The organism is Frankia gtarii (genome assembly GCF_025403375.1).
In the GTDB taxonomy this organism is placed as follows: Bacteria; Actinomycetota; Actinomycetes; order Frankiales; family Frankiaceae; genus Frankia; species Frankia gtarii.
Window position 1 is genome coordinate 1 of the sequence record NZ_JAMPTM010000157.1, and the last position, 15,138, is coordinate 15,138.

The window sequence follows — 15,138 nt, forward strand, 5'->3', positions numbered from 1 at the left end:
GCGCCTGGGCAGGGGCGGGGAACGGCCGGCCGAGGCCGACGGGGGGCTGGCCGGGCGAGCCGTCCTCGGCGAACAGCGGCAGCTCGCACAGCAGGAAGATCCTGGAGACGCACAGCACGCCGCCGACCAGGATCGGCAGGATGACGAGCGCGAGGACGACCGGCCGATCGCGGCCGCGTTCGGGTCGGGCGAGCAGATGGACCGCCGCGAACAGGTCGAGGGAGCAGGCGACTCCCGCCGCCAGCACGGCCACGCTCTGCCCGTCCAGGGCCACACCGCCCCAGAAGGCGGCCAGAATCGGCGAGAGGTCGGCGAGAGGTCGGCGAACAGGCCGAGCACCGCGAGCCCGCCGCCAACCAGCGGCCGACCATGAACAGAACCGCGGCGGGATAGACCTAGTTATCCACGCCAGCCTTCAGGGAGCCGGGAAAGAAATTCCCCGAAACCGTCACACCGATCGAGTCCAGAACCATGTGGAGAGCGAAGCCCGTCCAGGCCAACGCCACCATGAGATGCCGCGGGCCCAGACCGCGGAAAATTCCACCGAACGGAATGCGGAGGGCAGGCCACCGTAGACGACCACCTGCTCCGTCCGTATCCCGCTCACGACATACGGTCCGAAACCGGCCACTACGGCCAATCTCAGCCAGACAGTCGCGGTAGGCGTCGGAGCGACTTTTGCAGGCGGAGACCCGGCGCATCATGACACACGATCATTTCGTTTCCCCGCGATTATCTGGCCGACGGCAACGGCAAAGGAAAAGGACCTTGGCCCCAAGGGTTTCCAGCCGATACCGCCGGCAGCCGGGTGGAACCGCGGCAAGGACGGCGCGCCATGTGGGCTTAGCACCGCCGGGCCAGGGAAGGTCCAACGTCAAGGCGTGCCGGGAACAGCCCGGGACGCACCGATGTCGACAGCGACCGGACCCGCCATGCCGGTGATCCGCCCAGGTGCACGCCCCGGGATGGACACCGCTCACCGGGGAGCCGGCCGGGGAGGCCGACGTGACACAGCCAGCCGCGGATTCCGAGTCGTGGAACCGCGAGGACTCGCCTCTGGAACCCGCCGAGGTGTTCGACAGCGACGACCTCGGCTCGACGGACGCCGGCCGGGACCCGCTTGACGACAGTTGGGACGTTCCTGATCGGCCGAGCCCAGGTGTGCGATACCCGCACACGCCGCGAGAGGAGCGCAAGGGCTCGTCCTTCGCGGAGCAGCTCGCGGCCGAACTGCCGGACGCCGACCCCTACCTGGAGGCCGAGCGCCGGGAGTCGGGCCAGATCCTGCGGGCTGACGTCTACGGTGAGGACACCACGGGTCTCGAGGACGCGGACCCCGAGATGGACGACAACGGAACTATCAGGGGCACCTCGGCCGAAGAGAATGCCCTGCACCTGGAGTGACCGCCCGTCGCGCCCGTTACGCTACGCCGGTGACGACCGCGCGGGACTGGTCGCCGCGGGCCCGCCTGGGCGGGTTCGCCGCGGTGGGTGCGATCGCGGCGGCCGCCGCGGTGCGGGTCTACCTCGTCAACCCGGCGCAGCCTGGCCACTACCCCACCTGTCCGTTCCGCTGGGCGACGTCGCTGGACTGCCCCGGATGCGGCACGCTGCGGGGCCTGCACCAGCTCCTGCATGGGCACCCGGGGGCGGCGGCCGACTACAACCTCTTCTTCGTCGTCGCCGCGCCGATGCTGGTGCTCGGCTGGGCGGTGGCGGTGGCACGGGCCGCCGGCTGGCGGCGCCCGCTGCCCCGCGTCCCAGCCCGGCTGTTACCGGTCATTCCGATGCTGGTGATCGCCTTTTGGGTGCTGCGCAACCTGCCGCTGCCCGGTTGCACGTGGCTGGCATCCCAGCCCGGCTGACGCCACTCGCGGCCGGGCAACCTGCCCGGAATGCCGCGGCACCCCGCGGTCAGCGCGGTCAGCGCGGTCAGCGCCGGCCCAGCAGATAGCAGGCGATGGCGGCGGTGGCGGCGACGTTGAGCGAGTCGACGCCGTGCGCCATCGGGATGCGGACCCGCGCGGTCGCCGCCGCCTGGGTGGGCTCGGACAGCCCGGGCCCCTCCGTGCCGAGCAGAAGCGCGACGCGCGCGGGCGCCCCACCCCCCGGATTCATCTCCGACGATCCCGCCGCCAGGCCCACGGCCACCGGATCCGCCGCCGGGCCGGGGGCGTCGAGCCGGGCGGCGAACGTGCCAAGATCGGCGGCGTCGACGGCCGGGGTCAGCGCCAGCAGGGTGAACCCGACTGCGCGGAGCAGGCCCAGCGCGCCCGGCCACGGGTCGAGCCGCGCGTAGGGCACGGCGAACACCTCGCCCATCGAGACCCGCACGCAGCGGCGGTAGAGCGGGTCGGCGCAGCGGGGGCTGAGCAGTACCGCGTCCATCCCGAGCCCGGCGGCCGAGCGGAAGATCGCCCCCAGGTTGGTGTGGCTCACGATGTCCTCGCAGACGAGGATGCGTCGCGCGGCGGCGAGCACGTCCGCGGCGGCCAGCGGCGGCCGGCGGCACATCGACGCCAGCGCGCCGCGGTGCACCTCGAAACCGGTGATGGCGGCGAGGACATCGGCCCCGGCGACATAGACGGGGACGTCGGCGGGCAGGTCCGCCGGCACCGCGTCGAGCCGGGCCGGAGACACCAGGACCGAACGGGGACGATAGCCGGCCCGCAAGGCGCGGGTGATGACCCGCTCGCCTTCGGCGATGAACAGCCCGTCCGCCGGCTCCCGGCGGCGCCGCAGGGCGACATCGGTGAGCGCGACGAAGTCGTCGACCCGCGGATCCGCCGGGTCGTCGATCGCCACGACCGACGCAGCGGCGGACCGGGGCAGCTCAGCGGGCACGCCACAACCTCTCGACGCGACCGGTGTCACCCGGGCGTAACGCGCGGGACGCAGAATCGGCGGCCATGACCGAGCCGCACACCGCACCCCCGCCGGCGTCCGCGTCCGCGCCGGCACCCGTGCCGGGCACCGCCGTCTCCCGTCCCATCAACGCTCCCGTTCCCGCTGACCTGCTAGTCGTCGGCGCCGAGCTGGTCGCGACCGTGGACGCCGACCGCCGGGAGATCCGCGGCGGATGGGTCGCGGTGACGAACGGCCTGGTCAGCGCGCTCGGCGGCCCGGGTGACCCGCCACCACCGGCCGTGCGCACCCTGCGGGCCGACGGCGCGCTCGTCACGCCCGGCCTGGTGAACACGCACCATCACATCTACCAGAACCTCACCCGCGCCTACGCCCCGGCCCTGGGCGGCACCCTGTTCACCTGGCTGTCGACCCTCTACCCGCTGTGGTCACGGCTGGACGAGGAGGCGGTGCACGTCTCGGCGTACGTCGGGCTCACTGAGCTCGCCCTCGGCGGCTGCACCACGACCACCGACCATCTCTACGTCCATCCGCGCGGCGGCGGGGACCTGATCTCCGCGGAGATCGCCGCGGCGACGGCCCTAGGCCTGCGATTCCACCCGACCCGCGGGTCGATGTCGCTGTCGGTGAAGGACGGGGGGCTGCCGCCCGACTCGGTGGTCCAGGACGACGACGAGATCCTCGCCGAGTCGGCCCGGCTGGTCGCCCGCCACCATGACCCGTCGTGGGGCGCGATGGTGCGCGTGGCGCTCGCACCCTGCTCGCCGTTCTCGGTCAGCCCGGCGCTCATGCGTGCCACCGCCGAGCTCGCCGAGAAGCTCGACGTACGCCTGCACACCCATCTCGCCGAGGATCCCGAGGAGGACGAGTACTGCCTGGCGGTGTTCGGCCGCCGGCCCATCGACCAGTTCGCCGAGGTCGGCTGGGCCGGGGACCGGGCCTGGGTGGCGCACTGCATCTGCCCGAACCCGGCGGAGGTCGCCCGGCTGGGCGCCTGGGGCACCGGGGTGGCGCACTGCCCGAGCAGCAACATGATCCTCGGCGGCGGGCTCGCGCCGATCGCCGAGCTGCGGGCGGCCGGCGTTCCGGTGGGCCTCGGCTGCGACGGGTCGTCGTCGGCGGACTCGGCGTCGCTGTGGTTGGAGGCCCGCACGGCGATGCTCCTCGGCCGGCTACGACACGGCGCCGCGGCGATGTCGGCCCGCGACGCGCTGGAGATCGCCACCCGTGGCGGAGCCGGCTGCCTCGGCCGCACCGGGGAGATCGGCGAACTGTCCGTCGGCGCGGTCGGCGACCTGGTCGTCTGGCCGCTGGACGGGGTCGCCTACGCCGGGGCCCTGTCCGATCCGATCGATGCCTGGCTGCGCTGCGGGCCGACCGCCGCCCGGCACACCGTCGTCGCCGGCCGGCTCGTCGTCGAGGACGGCCGGCCGGTGCACCCCGACCTGCCCGCGATGCTCGGCCGGCACCGCACCCTCGCCGCCGGCATCCAACGCGCCTTCGACGACGCCGGCATCGACCTGACTGCCTGTCCAGAGAGATAAGTCGGGCGCCGAAGCCTCTGGATAAGCAGGGGGTGCTCAGGCCGGCGGCTGCGAGGCGCCGGTGGTCGCCACGGCGAGGCGCTGGGCCGTGTAGAGCGGCTCGCCGAGCCGGTGGTAGAGCGACAGCTCGGTGTCGAGCCAGGCCAGATGCTGCTCCTCGTCGGCGAGAACGGTCTCGATCAGGATGCGGGTGGTCGCGTCGTGCTCGGCGGCGGCGACCTCCGCCGCCTGGTTCAGGCCGGGGCGGGCCCCGCGCTGGGCCTCCAGGTCGTTCTCCAGCACCTCCCGCAGGGACGTCCCGATGGCCGGCTTGGCCACCACGAAGTCGGGCCGGCCACCAAGGTCGAGCAGCCGGTTGAGCACCGCGGCGATGGTGACCGGCTCGTCGGCGATCCGTGCGGCCATGCCCGCGGCCAGGCCGTGCAGGCCCCAGGACTCGACGAGGACGAGATGCGTGCGGTGCTGGGCGTAGCCCGCCCAGTAACTGCCGAGCAGCTCGTTGAGCAGCTCGGTCACCGGAGTGGTCTGCGTGTCGGCCATGACGTCCGTCCCTTCTGCGGATCCGGCGGCCATGCCCCATCGGCGCCAGGTAACAGCGCCGCGGGATCGACCCCGCCCGGACCCTCAGCCGTCCAGATCAGCGAATATAGGTCACCAACCTAGGCGCATAAAGATGGCGGGCGCCACAAGCCCCCCTCCGATAATCTCCGCCGCCTGCGCGGCGCCGCTGTTCGAGCGATGGTCGAGGGCGACGACTAGGTCGACGAAGCCGAGTCCGGCGGCTGCGAGCCGGGCGGTGCAGGCCAGCCGCCGATATGGGCCAGCGGGTGGCCGGGCACCGACCCCGGTCGACCCCCTCCGGGGAGGCATTTGGTACAAAGCAGCAGGGCAGTTCGGACCGGATAACGGGGTTGACCCCCGCGGCCCCGGCGACCTGAGCAATGATGATCCGGGCACGGGAAGCCGGACGTCCCCACTGAGACCGCCGCCGTCGGCGCCGCGCATCGACCCCCCCGATCGGTGCGCCCAGCGTCGGCGGCGGCTTCACCCGCCGCTGCCCCCGTGCCGACCGGTGAACGCTTTCGTCACCCTGCGCCTGCGACTGCCCGCGGACGTGACGGCCTGGGCCCGGCGAGCCCTACCGGTTGGCGCCTCCGGCCGGTGTGACCTGCTGCGTCGACCCGGGGCCGTTCCAGTCGACGAGCTGGACGATCACTCCGTTGGGGTCGCGGACCTGAAACGCCCGCTCGCCCCACTCCTCCGCAGTCAGCGGCATCGTGATCGCGACCCCCTCGGCCTGCAACCGGGCCAGCTCACCTTCCAGATCCTCGACGACGAAGGCAAGGATGAGGCCGGCGGCATGCTCGTCACGCTGGTCAGCGGGCAGCGTCGCGAGACCGCGCCGCAGGAACACGATGTTCATGCCGGCGTCCTCGCGGGCCAGCGAGGCGAAGCCGTCGGCGGCCATCTGCTCGGCGAAGGCGAAGTGCTCGGTGAGGAAGGCACTGGAGGCGGCGACGTCCTCGACGTTGAGCGAGACGGTGGTGGAGGTGATCTTCAAGACTGCGCTCCCGGGATCCGTGGTCTGATCGGTTCCGATCGAACGAGAACCTTGTACGAAGTACACAGTACGCCGTACTGAGTAAGGGAGATCCATGCCCAGCGACCGGACCAGCGCCGGCGACCCCGCCAGGACCCTGGCTCTGCTCTGGCGCGACCCGTCGGCGACACCGCGCCGCGGCCCCGCCCGGGGCCTCACTGTCGACGCGGTGGTCGATGCCGCCGTCACCCTGGCGGACCGGGAGGGCCTGGCGGCGGTGACGATGCGCCGCGTCGCGCAGGCGCTGGAGGTCGTCCCGATGACCCTGTACACCTACGTCCCCGGCAAGGCCGAGCTGCTCGACCTCATGCTCGACGCGGTGTACGCCCGGATGGAGCGCGCCGCCAGCACTGGCAGGCCCTGGCGGACGCGGCTGACGGCGATCGCCGGGGAGAACCGAGCCCTGTTCGAGATCCATCCCTGGTCCGCCGCCGTCTCCACGCTGCGCCCGTCGCTGGGACCGGGTTCGATCGCCAAGTACGAGCACGAGCTCGCCGCCCTGGACGGCCTCGGGCTCAGCGACGTCGAGATGGACGACTGCCTGACCCACCTGCTGTCCTTCGTCCAGGCGAACGCCCGGGCCGCGATCGAGGCGAGCGCGGCGCGGGCGGCCGACGGCCGGACCGACCAGCAGTGGTGGGACCAGGCCGGCCCGCTGCTGGCCCGAGTCCTCGACCCGGGCGCCTATCCGCTGGCCGTCCGGATCGGCAGCGCGGCCGGAGCGGCCCGCGGCAGCGCTCACGACCCCGAACACGCCTTTCACTTCGGCCTGGCCAGGGTCCTCGACGGACTGGCCACCCTGATCGAACGCGGTGGCCCGGCAGGCGCCGGTGAACGTCCGCCGGCGCCCTGACCAGCGCACTGACCAGCGCCCAGACCGGAGACAGCCGGAGACAGCCGGAGACTGGGACCATGCCGACGCTGCCGACCGATGTCGTCGCCCGTCTGACCGCCGCCCTCGAACCGGTCGACGCGGCCCTCGCCGCCCGCCATCCGGGGGACACCGGCGCCCGCCAGCCCGTCCACACCTGCTACCTGCCGGCCGATCAGATGTTCCCCGGCGTCGTGCCGGCCTGGGGTGAGCGGGCCCACGCCCTGCTCGCGACGTACGGGGCCGAGCCCGCGACGCTCGCCGCCGCGACCGGCGGCGACCCCCGGCCCGACGTCGCCGCGGCCGTATATGCCCACACCACGCACGCGCTCACCGTGGAGCCGATCCAGGACCTGCGAGTCGACCTGGAGGACGGCTACGGCCTGCGGCCGGACGGCGCCGAGGACGCCGACGCCGTGAACGCGGCCGAGGCCCTGCGCGCCGCCGCCGCGGCCGGCATGCTGCCCGCCCGCTACGGACTGCGACCCAAGTCGCTCGACCCGCTGGTCCGCACCCGTGGGCTGCGCAGCCTCGACCTGTTCCTCACCGCGCTCGCCGGTGCCGACGGGCCGCCGCCCGGCCTGGTGCTGACCCTGCCCAAGGTCAGTGATGCGCGGCAGCTTCGGGTCTTCGCCGATGTCCTCGCCGAGCTGGAGCGGCGGCTCGGGCTCGCCCCGGTCGGGATCGAGGTGCAGGTCGAGACGCCGGCCGCGGTGCTCGCCCTGCCCGCGCTGGTGCGGACCGGACTCGAGCTGGGCCCCGGCCGGCTCGTCGGGCTGCACGTCGGCACCTACGACTACTCGGCGGCACTCGGAGTCACGGCCGCGCACCAGGCCAGTGACCATCCGGCGGTGGAGTACGCGACGACGATGATGCAGCTCGCCGCGGCCGGCACCGGCATTCACGTCGCGGACGGCTCGTCGAACCTGCTGCCCGTCGACGGCGACGAACGGGCGGGCGCGTCCGGCGACGACGTGCGTCGCGCCTGGCGCCGGCACGCCGAGCTGGTCCGCCGCGCCTGGCATCGGGGTCTCTACCAGGGCTGGGATCTGCATCCTGGGCAGCTGGTGAGCCGACATGCGGCGGTGGCCGGCTGCCTGCTGGCGGGACTCGACGGTGCGCTTGCCCGGCTGGCCGCCTACGCCGCCGCCCGGCAGTCGGGGGCCGTCGCCGACGAGCCGGCGACCGGGCGGGCCCTGGCCGGGCACGTCCTGCGGGCGCTCGACGCCGGCGTGCTGGACGACCCGCGCCTCGCCGCCGCGGGCCTCGACCGGGCGACGGTCGCCCGCCTGGGCGGACGCAGAACACACAACTCCACCACGACCAACGACCACACACGGCACAGTAAACCCAACGCCAAAGGTCATCTACATTAACAGAAAATGAACGGCTGTTAACATTGCCCGACATCCCGTTCCGGAGGTTCACCTCGGGTCGACATCGACCCCGCCCGGGACTACAACAGATGTCGTGAACGACGGCATCCTGGTATTGGTGGTCGTAACCGCACTGGCCTTTGACTTCACAAACGGTTTCCACGACACCGGCAACGCGATGGCGACCTCGATCGCCACCCGGGCGCTGTCACCGAAGATCGCCGTCGCCCTCTCCGGGGCGCTGAATCTCGTTGGCGCCTTCCTGTCGCTCAGCGTGGCCGCAACGATCGCGAGTGGCCTGGTCAACACCCATCTCGTGACGCTGACGGTGGTGTTCGCCGGCCTGGTGGGCGGAATTACCTGGAATTTGCTCACCTGGTTCTTCGGAATACCCTCCAGCTCATCTCACGCGCTCATCGGAGGGGTTATCGGGGCGACCATGGCCGCCGCCGGCACGCACGGCGTCAAATGGCACGGCGTCGTCTCGAAGGTAATCATCCCAGCCGGCCTGTCCCCGATGATCGCCGGCCTCATCGCGACCGTGGGAACCTACCTGATCTACCGGCTGAGCCGCGGTGTCCCGGACCGGACACGCAGCCACGGATTCCGGCTCGGCCAGATTGGTTCGGCGTCGCTCGTCTCCCTCGCGCACGGCACGAACGACGCGCAGAAGACGATGGGCATCATCACCCTGGCCCTCATCGCCAACGGCACGGTGGACTCCGGGTCCGAGGCGCCGTTCTGGGTGATTCTGAGCTGCGCGATCGCGATCAGCATGGGCACCTACCTCGGCGGCTGGCGGGTGATCCGAACCCTCGGCAAGGGCCTGGTCGAAATCGACTCCCCGCAGGGCATGGCCGCCGAGTCGGCCTCGGCCGCGACGATCCTGCTCTCCAGCCACTTCGGTTACTCGCTGTCGACGACGCACGTGGCCACGGGCTCCATCCTCGGCACCGGTCTCGGCCGCAAGGGCGCCGAGGTGCGCTGGAACGTCGCCGGCCGGATGGCCACCGCCTGGCTGCTGACCCTGCCGGCAGCCGGGCTCGTCGGGGCCGGGTGCTACGGGATCGCCCAGGGCATCGGCGGCACCGTCGGCGTGGTGGTCGTCTTCGTGCTGCTGGTGGTCGCGTCCGCCGCCCTGTACCTGCGGGCCCGCAGGACGCCGGTCAGCCACCACAACGTCAACGACGAATGGGACACGGCGACGGCCTCCACCGACGCCAAGGAGTCGATCGCGGCCTGAGGGCCGCACGCAGGCGTTGACGCCAGCATCCACGCCGAGACCATGGTGACGAGAGGCAGGCAGCCATGAACTCCTGGATCGACCTGGACGCGCTGTGGAAAATCGTCGTCATCGGCCTGCTCGCCGGGGCGGGTCTGCCCGCGCTGTTCGCGGTGGGGCTGCGCGCGGTGAGCCTGCCGGGCCGGGACGACGGCTCGACCGCCACCGAGACCGGCGGCGACCGTGTCCTCGGCTCGAACCCGCTGGGCCTCGCCGCCGGGGCGGTGTGCTTCACCGTGGTGCTGGCGGCGATCGCCTGGGGTATTTACTCCGTCGTCGCGGGCACCTGATGAGGCTGCCCGGCACCTGATGGAGCCCCGCCCGGCAGGCGATGGAAAGGTGAGTGGCGTGGCGTTGCCTCCGATGCTGACCTCGGTCATCCAGTGGCTGCGGGCCGGATATCCCGACGGCGTCCCGGAGCGGGACTATCTGCCGCTGTTCGCGCTGCTGCGACGCAAGCTGACCGGGGACGAGGTGGCCGCGGTCGTCGACGCGCTGGCCACGAGCGGCGACTCCGCCTCGGCCCTGGCGATCCGCACCGCGATCGCCGACATCACCCACGACACCCCGCTGGAGGGCGATATCGCCCGAGTCAGCGCCCGGCTGGCGGCCGGTGGATGGCCGCTGGCCTCCCCGTCCCGCCCGCAGTCCGCCACCGAGACCTGACCGCCCGTTTCAACGTCAGCTTCCGCGATAGGTCGAGTAGCCGAACGGCGCCAGCAGAAGCGGGACGTGATGGTGATCCGCCGGGTCCGCGACGTGGAACGCGATGGTCACCTCGGGGAAGAACGCCGAGCGGGCGCTGGTGTCGAAGACGAGTCGCCAGGGGCCGGGCGCGGTCAGCTGGAGGCCGCCGACCCGCCCGTCGGCATCGGTGACCGCCTCGGTGACCAGGGTCCAGACGCCGGTCCAGACGCCGGTCTGGCTGCCGGTCTGGCTGCCGGTCTGGCTGCCGGTCTCGGTGCTAGTGCCATGGGACTCGGTGCTGATGCCATGGGCAGCCGGGCCGAGTTCCCCCCGTTCGAGCCGGACCGGCACCCCCGCGGCGGGCCGTCCCTGCGCCGTGTCCAGGACGTGTGTGGACAGCCCCATCTGCGCCTCCTGTCGTGTCCCCTCACCCGCCGCGGCCAGCCCGATCACCGGGGTCCGCCCCGACTCGTCCCGTCCCGCCCCGCTCGCCGGGATGCCGGCCGAGCCGATTGCCGGAGCTTGGTGGCCGTGCTTGCTAATTGCTGGAGCTTGGTGGCCGTGCTGTTGATGGAGCCGGCGGCCGGGCCCGTCGCCGGAGCGGGCTAGGCGCCGGTGATCAGGTGCCGGACCCGCAGGGCGGTGATCTCCGCCTGCTGACCGGCGGCGATACGCAGCTCCTCGGCGGGCTCGTGGGCCATCCGATCCTGGAGCAGGGCCAGCATCTCCTCGGCACTGCGCCCCGCCGCCCGGACCAGGAAGATGTAGCCGAAGCGGTCCTCGTAGGCGGCGTTGCCGGTCGCAAACGCCGCCTTGATGTCGTCGGGGGCCTCGTCCATCGCCGCCTGCTCCCGTCGGGGGGCGTCGAGGGAGACCACCGACGCCCGGGCGGTCGTCGGCGGCGCGGGGATGCCGGTCGGGCGCTCCCCGATCCGGGGATGCGCGGTGAACGCCTCGAACCAGGCCGACTCCGGCAGCCGCCACCATTCCTGCTCGGCGGCGGGCAGCAGGGCGGTCAGGGTGCCGAACGGACGGCGGGCCACCACCGCCTCGGCCCAGTCCTCCGACTCGCAGCAGGCCAGCAGCTCCTCGCGGGCGGCGTCCGGGGACAGTGCGTCGAACCAGCGCATGGCCAGCGCCTCTCGCCCGATGGCCGTGGGCACGCCGGTCAGCCGCAGCCGGGCCAGGCCCCCGTCGGGAATCGCGTCGACGCGGACGTGGGTGGCCTGGACCGGTACCTCCAGATCGAACAGGTGCCGAGTGTTGGGCTGCACCCGCGTGCGTGGCAGCAGCGGGACCCACTCGATGATCGCGTCGATGTCATCGGGGTCGAGCAGGTCGGGGTAGTCCGCTGCCCACAGCTCGACGGCCCGGGGCGCGTTGCCGCGAAAGTGGCGGGTATCGACCTCGGCCCGCACGATCAGACCCTGCGTCGTGAGGCGGATCGCCGCCCAGTCGTGCCCGGTGCCGCGGCGGCGCCGGGTCTCCCAGCCCTCCCCCATCGCCCGCGCGTCACCGGAGGCGTTGAGGTTGTGCCGGTCGCCGTAGTGCATGTCGCTGGCGGCTACCACGACCCCGCCCAGATAGGCGGCGGCGAGATCGGAGGTGACCCGGTCGAGCAGGCGCGGGTCTGGCACGACCGTGCCATGCACGCGCAGCCGGGCGACGCCGCCGTCCGGATGGATGGTCAGCCGCAGATGGGTGATGCGAAGCCGGCCCGCCTCCGCCACGGGCAGCACGTTGACCGCGTCGGCGGCGATCGGCGTGTGCGGGACCAGTTCCACCCAGTCGACGGCGTCGTCGGCGACCTCGGCGGCGGAGGGATAGCCGGCGACCGTCGCTCCGTGGATCTCGACTGCCTCGGGGGCGTTGCCGGTGAAGTGGGTGGTGTCGACGGTGATCGCGTGGGCGATGCCGGGCGCGCCGAGGCGGACGATGGCCCAGTCGGCCCCCGGCAGGTCGCGGCGGCGGCGGGTCTCCCAGCCGTCGGTCCACTGGCCCCGTTCGGTGAACACACCGGGGCGCACGATCGGCGGCTCGGACAGCAACATCCGCTCCGCGAACGCGAAGAACTCGTCGTTGACGGCCACGACCGTGCCGCCGGAACGGGCTGCCGCCAGGTCGACGAGGTTGGTCAGGTCGGGCTCGTCACTCATCAGGATCCTTCTCTCGGTTCGAGCGGCGTCACCTGTGGCGACCTGCCGTTCTGCGGTCGTTCGGGCGGCCACCAGGCCACCACCGGTGGTGGCTGCGGACCTTGCGGGACAAGATGGGTCAGCGCGTTGGCGGGACGCAAAGGGTACGTCCCGTCGACGCCTGCCGGTGGTCCGGGCCGGCGCCGCCGGGCCGGACCAGGGCCCCCGTCCGCGCCAGCCACCGACGTGGCCCCCGGCGGCGGGAGATTCTGCCCGATCGGGCGATGCGGCGATCCTCACCGTGCCAGCAGGCGTCCCCGCGGCGGGCGGTCACCGTCCGCACGCACCCCCCGCAGATAGGTCGCCCGGACGACTCCGTCGAGGCTACGTCCAGCGTAGGGCGTGAGTGGGTGGCGATGCCGCAGCATGGACGGCTCGACCAGGAAGGACGCATCCGGGTCGAAGACGACGATGTCGGCGTCCGCGCCGACGGCCAGCCGGCCCTTTCCGCGCAGCCCGGCGAGGTCCGCGGGACCCGCGGACATCCAGCCGACCACGTCGGCGAGGGTGTGTCCCCGGACGCGGGCCTGGGTCCACACCGCGGGTAGCCCGATCTGCACGGACGCGATGCCACCCCAGGCAGCCGCGAAGTCGCCGCTGTCGATGTGCTTGACCTCAGGGGTCGACGGCGAGTGGTCGCTGACGACCCCGGTGAGCAGCCCCGCCGACATCGCGTCCCACAACCGGTCCAGATTCGTCCTGTCCCGGATGGGCGGCGCGCATTTGAACACCGTGGCCCCCTCGGGGACCTCCTCGGCGGTGAACGTCAGATAGTGCGGGCAGGTCTCGGCGGTCAGCAACAGCCCCTCCTCCCGGGCTGCGAGGATCTCGTCGAGGGCGTCGGCGGCGGACAGGTGCAGCACGTGCAGCCGGGCACCCGTCGCCGCGGACAGCGCCGCCAGCCCCGCCACCGCCTGTGTTTCCGCCGCCGCGGGCCGGGAGGCCAGCCAGCTCGCGAAGGCCCGCCCGGCCACCGGCGGCGCCGCTTCGAGGACCGCGGGCGCCTCGGCATGCACGACCGTGAGGGCACCCATCCGGGCGGTGTGCCGGGCGGCGGCGGCCAGCACCTCCATCGAGACGTGCGGGAACTCCTCGACCCCCGACGGGGCCAGGAACGCCTTGAAGCCGAAGACACCGGCGTCGTGCAGGGCGGCCAGATCGGCGAGGTTTCGGGTGTCGGCGCCGATGATGCCGCCCCAGAACCCGACGTCGACGGCGATCTGCCCCTCGGCCACCGCCCGCTTGGCCGCAAGTGCCGCCAGCGAGGTCGTCGGCGGAATCGAGTTCAGGGGCATGTCGATGATCGTGGTGACGCCGCCCGCCGCCGCGGCACGGGTCGCGGTGGCGAATCCCTCCCACTCCGTCCGACCAGGCTCGTTGACATGCACGTGGCTGTCGACCACACCGGGTAGCAACGCCAAATCGCCGAGGTCGGTGACCTGGGCGTCCGCCGGCACCTCGGTGGGCGCGGTGATCGCGGTGATCCGGCCGTCGGCGAGGTGCACCGCCGCCGCCCGCTCGCCGTCGGGCAGGACCACCCGACTGGACCGCAGTACCTGCGGCCGCTCCGGCAGGCGCACCGGCGCGCCCGGGGAGTCGTCACTCATCGGTCGCAGCACTCCCAGTCGTGTCGATGTCGGCGCGGGTCGGCAGGTCGGCGCGGGTCGGCAGGTCGACGAGATCCTGCGGGCGCACCGGGACCCGCCGCAGGTCCCGTCCGACCGCCGCCCGGATGGCGGCGACGATCGCGGGGGTGGCGGTGCAGGTCGGTGCCTCCCCGACGCCCTTGACCCCGTAGGGCGCGTCGGGCTGCGGCTCGGTGACGGCGACGAAGTCCAGATCGGGGACGTCGGCGGTGGTCGGCAGCAGGTAGTCGTGGAAGGTCGGGTTGACCACCACCCCGTCCACGGTGACCAGCTCCTCCATCAGGGCGAGCCCCAGCCCCTGGGCGGTGCCCCCCTCGACCTGCCCACGCAGGGACAGGGGGTTGAGCACGGTGCCACAGTCTTGGGCCAGCGCCATCGACACGACCCGGACCAGGCCGAGGTCGATGTCCACGTCGACGACCGCGCGGTGCGCCGCGCCGGCGAAAGCCACGTGCGGATCGCCCTGACCGTCGGCGTCCAGTGCGGTCGTCCGCCGGTGGTGGAACGTGTAGTCGGCCTCGATCGGGCCCTCGACCAGCGCGTCGGCGATGCGTACGCGCAGCCCGGCCTCCACGCCGACGATCTCCCCGGCGACGATCCGCAAGGTGCGCCGGGGGGCCTCCACGACCTCGGCCGGCAGTCCTGCGGCCCGCGCGACCCGGGCGAACAGCCGGTCGGCGACCGCGACGCAGGCACCGCGCACCGCGCCGCCGCTCATCCAGGTCTGGCGGGAGGCGCTGGTGGAACCGGCGCTGCCGACGGCGGTGTCCGCGGGGGCGAGGACGACCTGCTCGACGCCGAGCTCGGTGCGGGCGATCTGCCCGGCGATGGTGACGAAGCCCTGGCCGACCTCCGCGCAGGCGCTGTGCACCCGCACGCGCGGCGTGCCGTCATCGGTCAGGTCCAGCCGGACGCGGGCGGCCGACGAGTCGTCCATGCCCTCCGAGAAGAGCAGGTTCTTGTAGGCCAGGGCGTAGCCGACGCCGCGGCGCACCCGGCCCGGTTCCACCGCGGCGGGCAGGCCGCCGGGCAGGGCGAGGCCGGTGACGTCCGCGGCCGGCGGTGGGGGCAG

General features: G+C 72.9%; 15 protein-coding genes and 1 pseudogene. 8 read left to right on the forward strand and 8 right to left on the reverse strand.

The window, feature by feature from the left end; genetic code table 11:
* Window positions 1-253: pseudogene (locus NBZ83_RS20695) on the reverse strand (hypothetical protein); the annotation flags it as partial.
* Window positions 254-1,005: 752 nt separating this feature from the next.
* Between NBZ83_RS20695 and NBZ83_RS20700 the strand changes: the two are divergent.
* Together NBZ83_RS20700 and NBZ83_RS20705 are read left to right on the forward strand one after the other, a co-directional pair.
* Window positions 1,006-1,404: a hypothetical protein gene (locus NBZ83_RS20700; RefSeq protein WP_261567102.1), complete on the forward strand. Its 399-nt coding sequence runs from the start codon at window positions 1,006-1,008 to the stop codon at window positions 1,402-1,404.
* A 29-nt stretch (window positions 1,405-1,433) separates the two neighbouring features.
* The gene (locus tag NBZ83_RS20705; protein ID WP_261567101.1) at window positions 1,434-1,865 is read left to right on the forward strand and encodes a DUF2752 domain-containing protein; all 432 of its coding nucleotides are present in this window, start codon (window positions 1,434-1,436) and stop codon (window positions 1,863-1,865) included.
* Between the two features lie 67 nt (window positions 1,866-1,932).
* Here NBZ83_RS20705 and NBZ83_RS20710 read toward each other — a convergent pair whose 3' ends face one another.
* Window positions 1,933-2,844, reverse strand: coding sequence for a TrmH family RNA methyltransferase (locus NBZ83_RS20710; protein WP_261567100.1), 912 nt, complete (start codon window positions 2,842-2,844; stop codon window positions 1,933-1,935).
* A gap of 65 nt (window positions 2,845-2,909) precedes the next feature.
* Here NBZ83_RS20710 and NBZ83_RS20715 point away from each other — a divergent pair, with 65 nt between their 5' ends.
* Window positions 2,910-4,409 (forward strand): 8-oxoguanine deaminase, encoded by a 1,500-nt coding sequence (locus NBZ83_RS20715; protein WP_261567099.1) that lies wholly within the window; start codon window positions 2,910-2,912, stop codon window positions 4,407-4,409.
* A 36-nt stretch (window positions 4,410-4,445) separates the two neighbouring features.
* Here NBZ83_RS20715 and NBZ83_RS20720 read toward each other — a convergent pair whose 3' ends face one another.
* Together NBZ83_RS20720 and NBZ83_RS20725 are read right to left on the reverse strand one after the other, a co-directional pair.
* On the reverse strand, window positions 4,446-4,949 hold the full coding sequence (locus tag NBZ83_RS20720; RefSeq protein ID WP_261567098.1) for a ferritin-like domain-containing protein: 504 nt from the start codon (window positions 4,947-4,949) through the stop codon (window positions 4,446-4,448).
* Between the two features lie 598 nt (window positions 4,950-5,547).
* A complete protein-coding gene (locus NBZ83_RS20725; protein ID WP_261575621.1) occupies window positions 5,548-5,970 on the reverse strand; it encodes a VOC family protein in 423 nt (140 codons plus the stop codon).
* 94 nt (window positions 5,971-6,064) lie between these two features.
* On the opposite strand from NBZ83_RS20725, the gene NBZ83_RS20730 reads away from it, so the two are divergent.
* The 5 genes from NBZ83_RS20730 (at window position 6,065) to NBZ83_RS20750 (ending at window position 10,204) form a co-directional block, all read left to right on the forward strand.
* Window positions 6,065-6,862 (forward strand): TetR/AcrR family transcriptional regulator, encoded by a 798-nt coding sequence (locus tag NBZ83_RS20730; RefSeq protein WP_261567096.1) that lies wholly within the window; start codon window positions 6,065-6,067, stop codon window positions 6,860-6,862.
* A 59-nt stretch (window positions 6,863-6,921) separates the two neighbouring features.
* Entirely contained in the window at window positions 6,922-8,256 is a 1,335-nt protein-coding gene (locus NBZ83_RS20735) for a DUF6986 family protein (protein WP_261575622.1), read from the forward strand.
* Between the two features lie 94 nt (window positions 8,257-8,350).
* Window positions 8,351-9,499, forward strand: coding sequence for an inorganic phosphate transporter (locus NBZ83_RS20740; protein WP_261567094.1), 1,149 nt, complete (start codon window positions 8,351-8,353; stop codon window positions 9,497-9,499).
* Between the two features lie 65 nt (window positions 9,500-9,564).
* A complete protein-coding gene (locus NBZ83_RS20745) occupies window positions 9,565-9,828 on the forward strand; it encodes a hypothetical protein (RefSeq protein WP_261567093.1) in 264 nt (87 codons plus the stop codon).
* A 58-nt stretch (window positions 9,829-9,886) separates the two neighbouring features.
* Window positions 9,887-10,204, forward strand: a complete 318-nt coding sequence (locus NBZ83_RS20750) for a DUF3349 domain-containing protein (protein WP_261567092.1) — start codon at window positions 9,887-9,889, stop codon at window positions 10,202-10,204.
* Between the two features lie 15 nt (window positions 10,205-10,219).
* On the opposite strand, the gene NBZ83_RS20755 is transcribed toward NBZ83_RS20750, so the two are convergent.
* From NBZ83_RS20755 to NBZ83_RS20770, 4 genes are all read right to left on the reverse strand, one after another.
* Window positions 10,220-10,630: a hydroxyisourate hydrolase gene (locus NBZ83_RS20755; RefSeq protein WP_261575623.1), complete on the reverse strand. Its 411-nt coding sequence runs from the start codon at window positions 10,628-10,630 to the stop codon at window positions 10,220-10,222.
* Window positions 10,631-10,830: 200 nt separating this feature from the next.
* Window positions 10,831-12,381: an allantoicase gene (locus tag NBZ83_RS20760; RefSeq protein WP_261567090.1), complete on the reverse strand. Its 1,551-nt coding sequence runs from the start codon at window positions 12,379-12,381 to the stop codon at window positions 10,831-10,833.
* A 275-nt stretch (window positions 12,382-12,656) separates the two neighbouring features.
* Window positions 12,657-14,027, reverse strand: a complete 1,371-nt coding sequence (gene allB / locus NBZ83_RS20765) for an allantoinase AllB (RefSeq protein WP_261575624.1) — start codon at window positions 14,025-14,027, stop codon at window positions 12,657-12,659.
* Window positions 14,020-15,138 (reverse strand): molybdopterin cofactor-binding domain-containing protein (locus NBZ83_RS20770; RefSeq protein WP_261575625.1); only part of this gene is annotated, 1,119 nt, incomplete at its 5' end. The genes allB and NBZ83_RS20770, both read right to left, overlap by 8 nt.

Bases quoted from the DNA above. Each gene is read 5' to 3' on its own strand.
- NBZ83_RS20715 (WP_261567099.1), top strand. From the start codon at position 2,910: ATGACCGAGCCGCACACCGCACCCCCGCCGGCGTCCGCGTCCGCGCCG.
- NBZ83_RS20720 (WP_261567098.1), bottom strand. From the start codon at position 4,949: ATGGCCGACACGCAGACCACTCCGGTGACCGAGCTGCTCAACGAGCTG.
- NBZ83_RS20730 (WP_261567096.1), top strand. From the start codon at position 6,065: ATGCCCAGCGACCGGACCAGCGCCGGCGACCCCGCCAGGACCCTGGCT.
- NBZ83_RS20735 (WP_261575622.1), top strand. From the start codon at position 6,922: ATGCCGACGCTGCCGACCGATGTCGTCGCCCGTCTGACCGCCGCCCTC.
- NBZ83_RS20745 (WP_261567093.1), top strand. From the start codon at position 9,565: ATGAACTCCTGGATCGACCTGGACGCGCTGTGGAAAATCGTCGTCATC.
- NBZ83_RS20755 (WP_261575623.1), bottom strand. From the start codon at position 10,630: ATGGGGCTGTCCACACACGTCCTGGACACGGCGCAGGGACGGCCCGCC.
- NBZ83_RS20760 (WP_261567090.1), bottom strand. From the start codon at position 12,381: ATGAGTGACGAGCCCGACCTGACCAACCTCGTCGACCTGGCGGCAGCC.
- allB (WP_261575624.1), bottom strand. From the start codon at position 14,027: ATGAGTGACGACTCCCCGGGCGCGCCGGTGCGCCTGCCGGAGCGGCCG.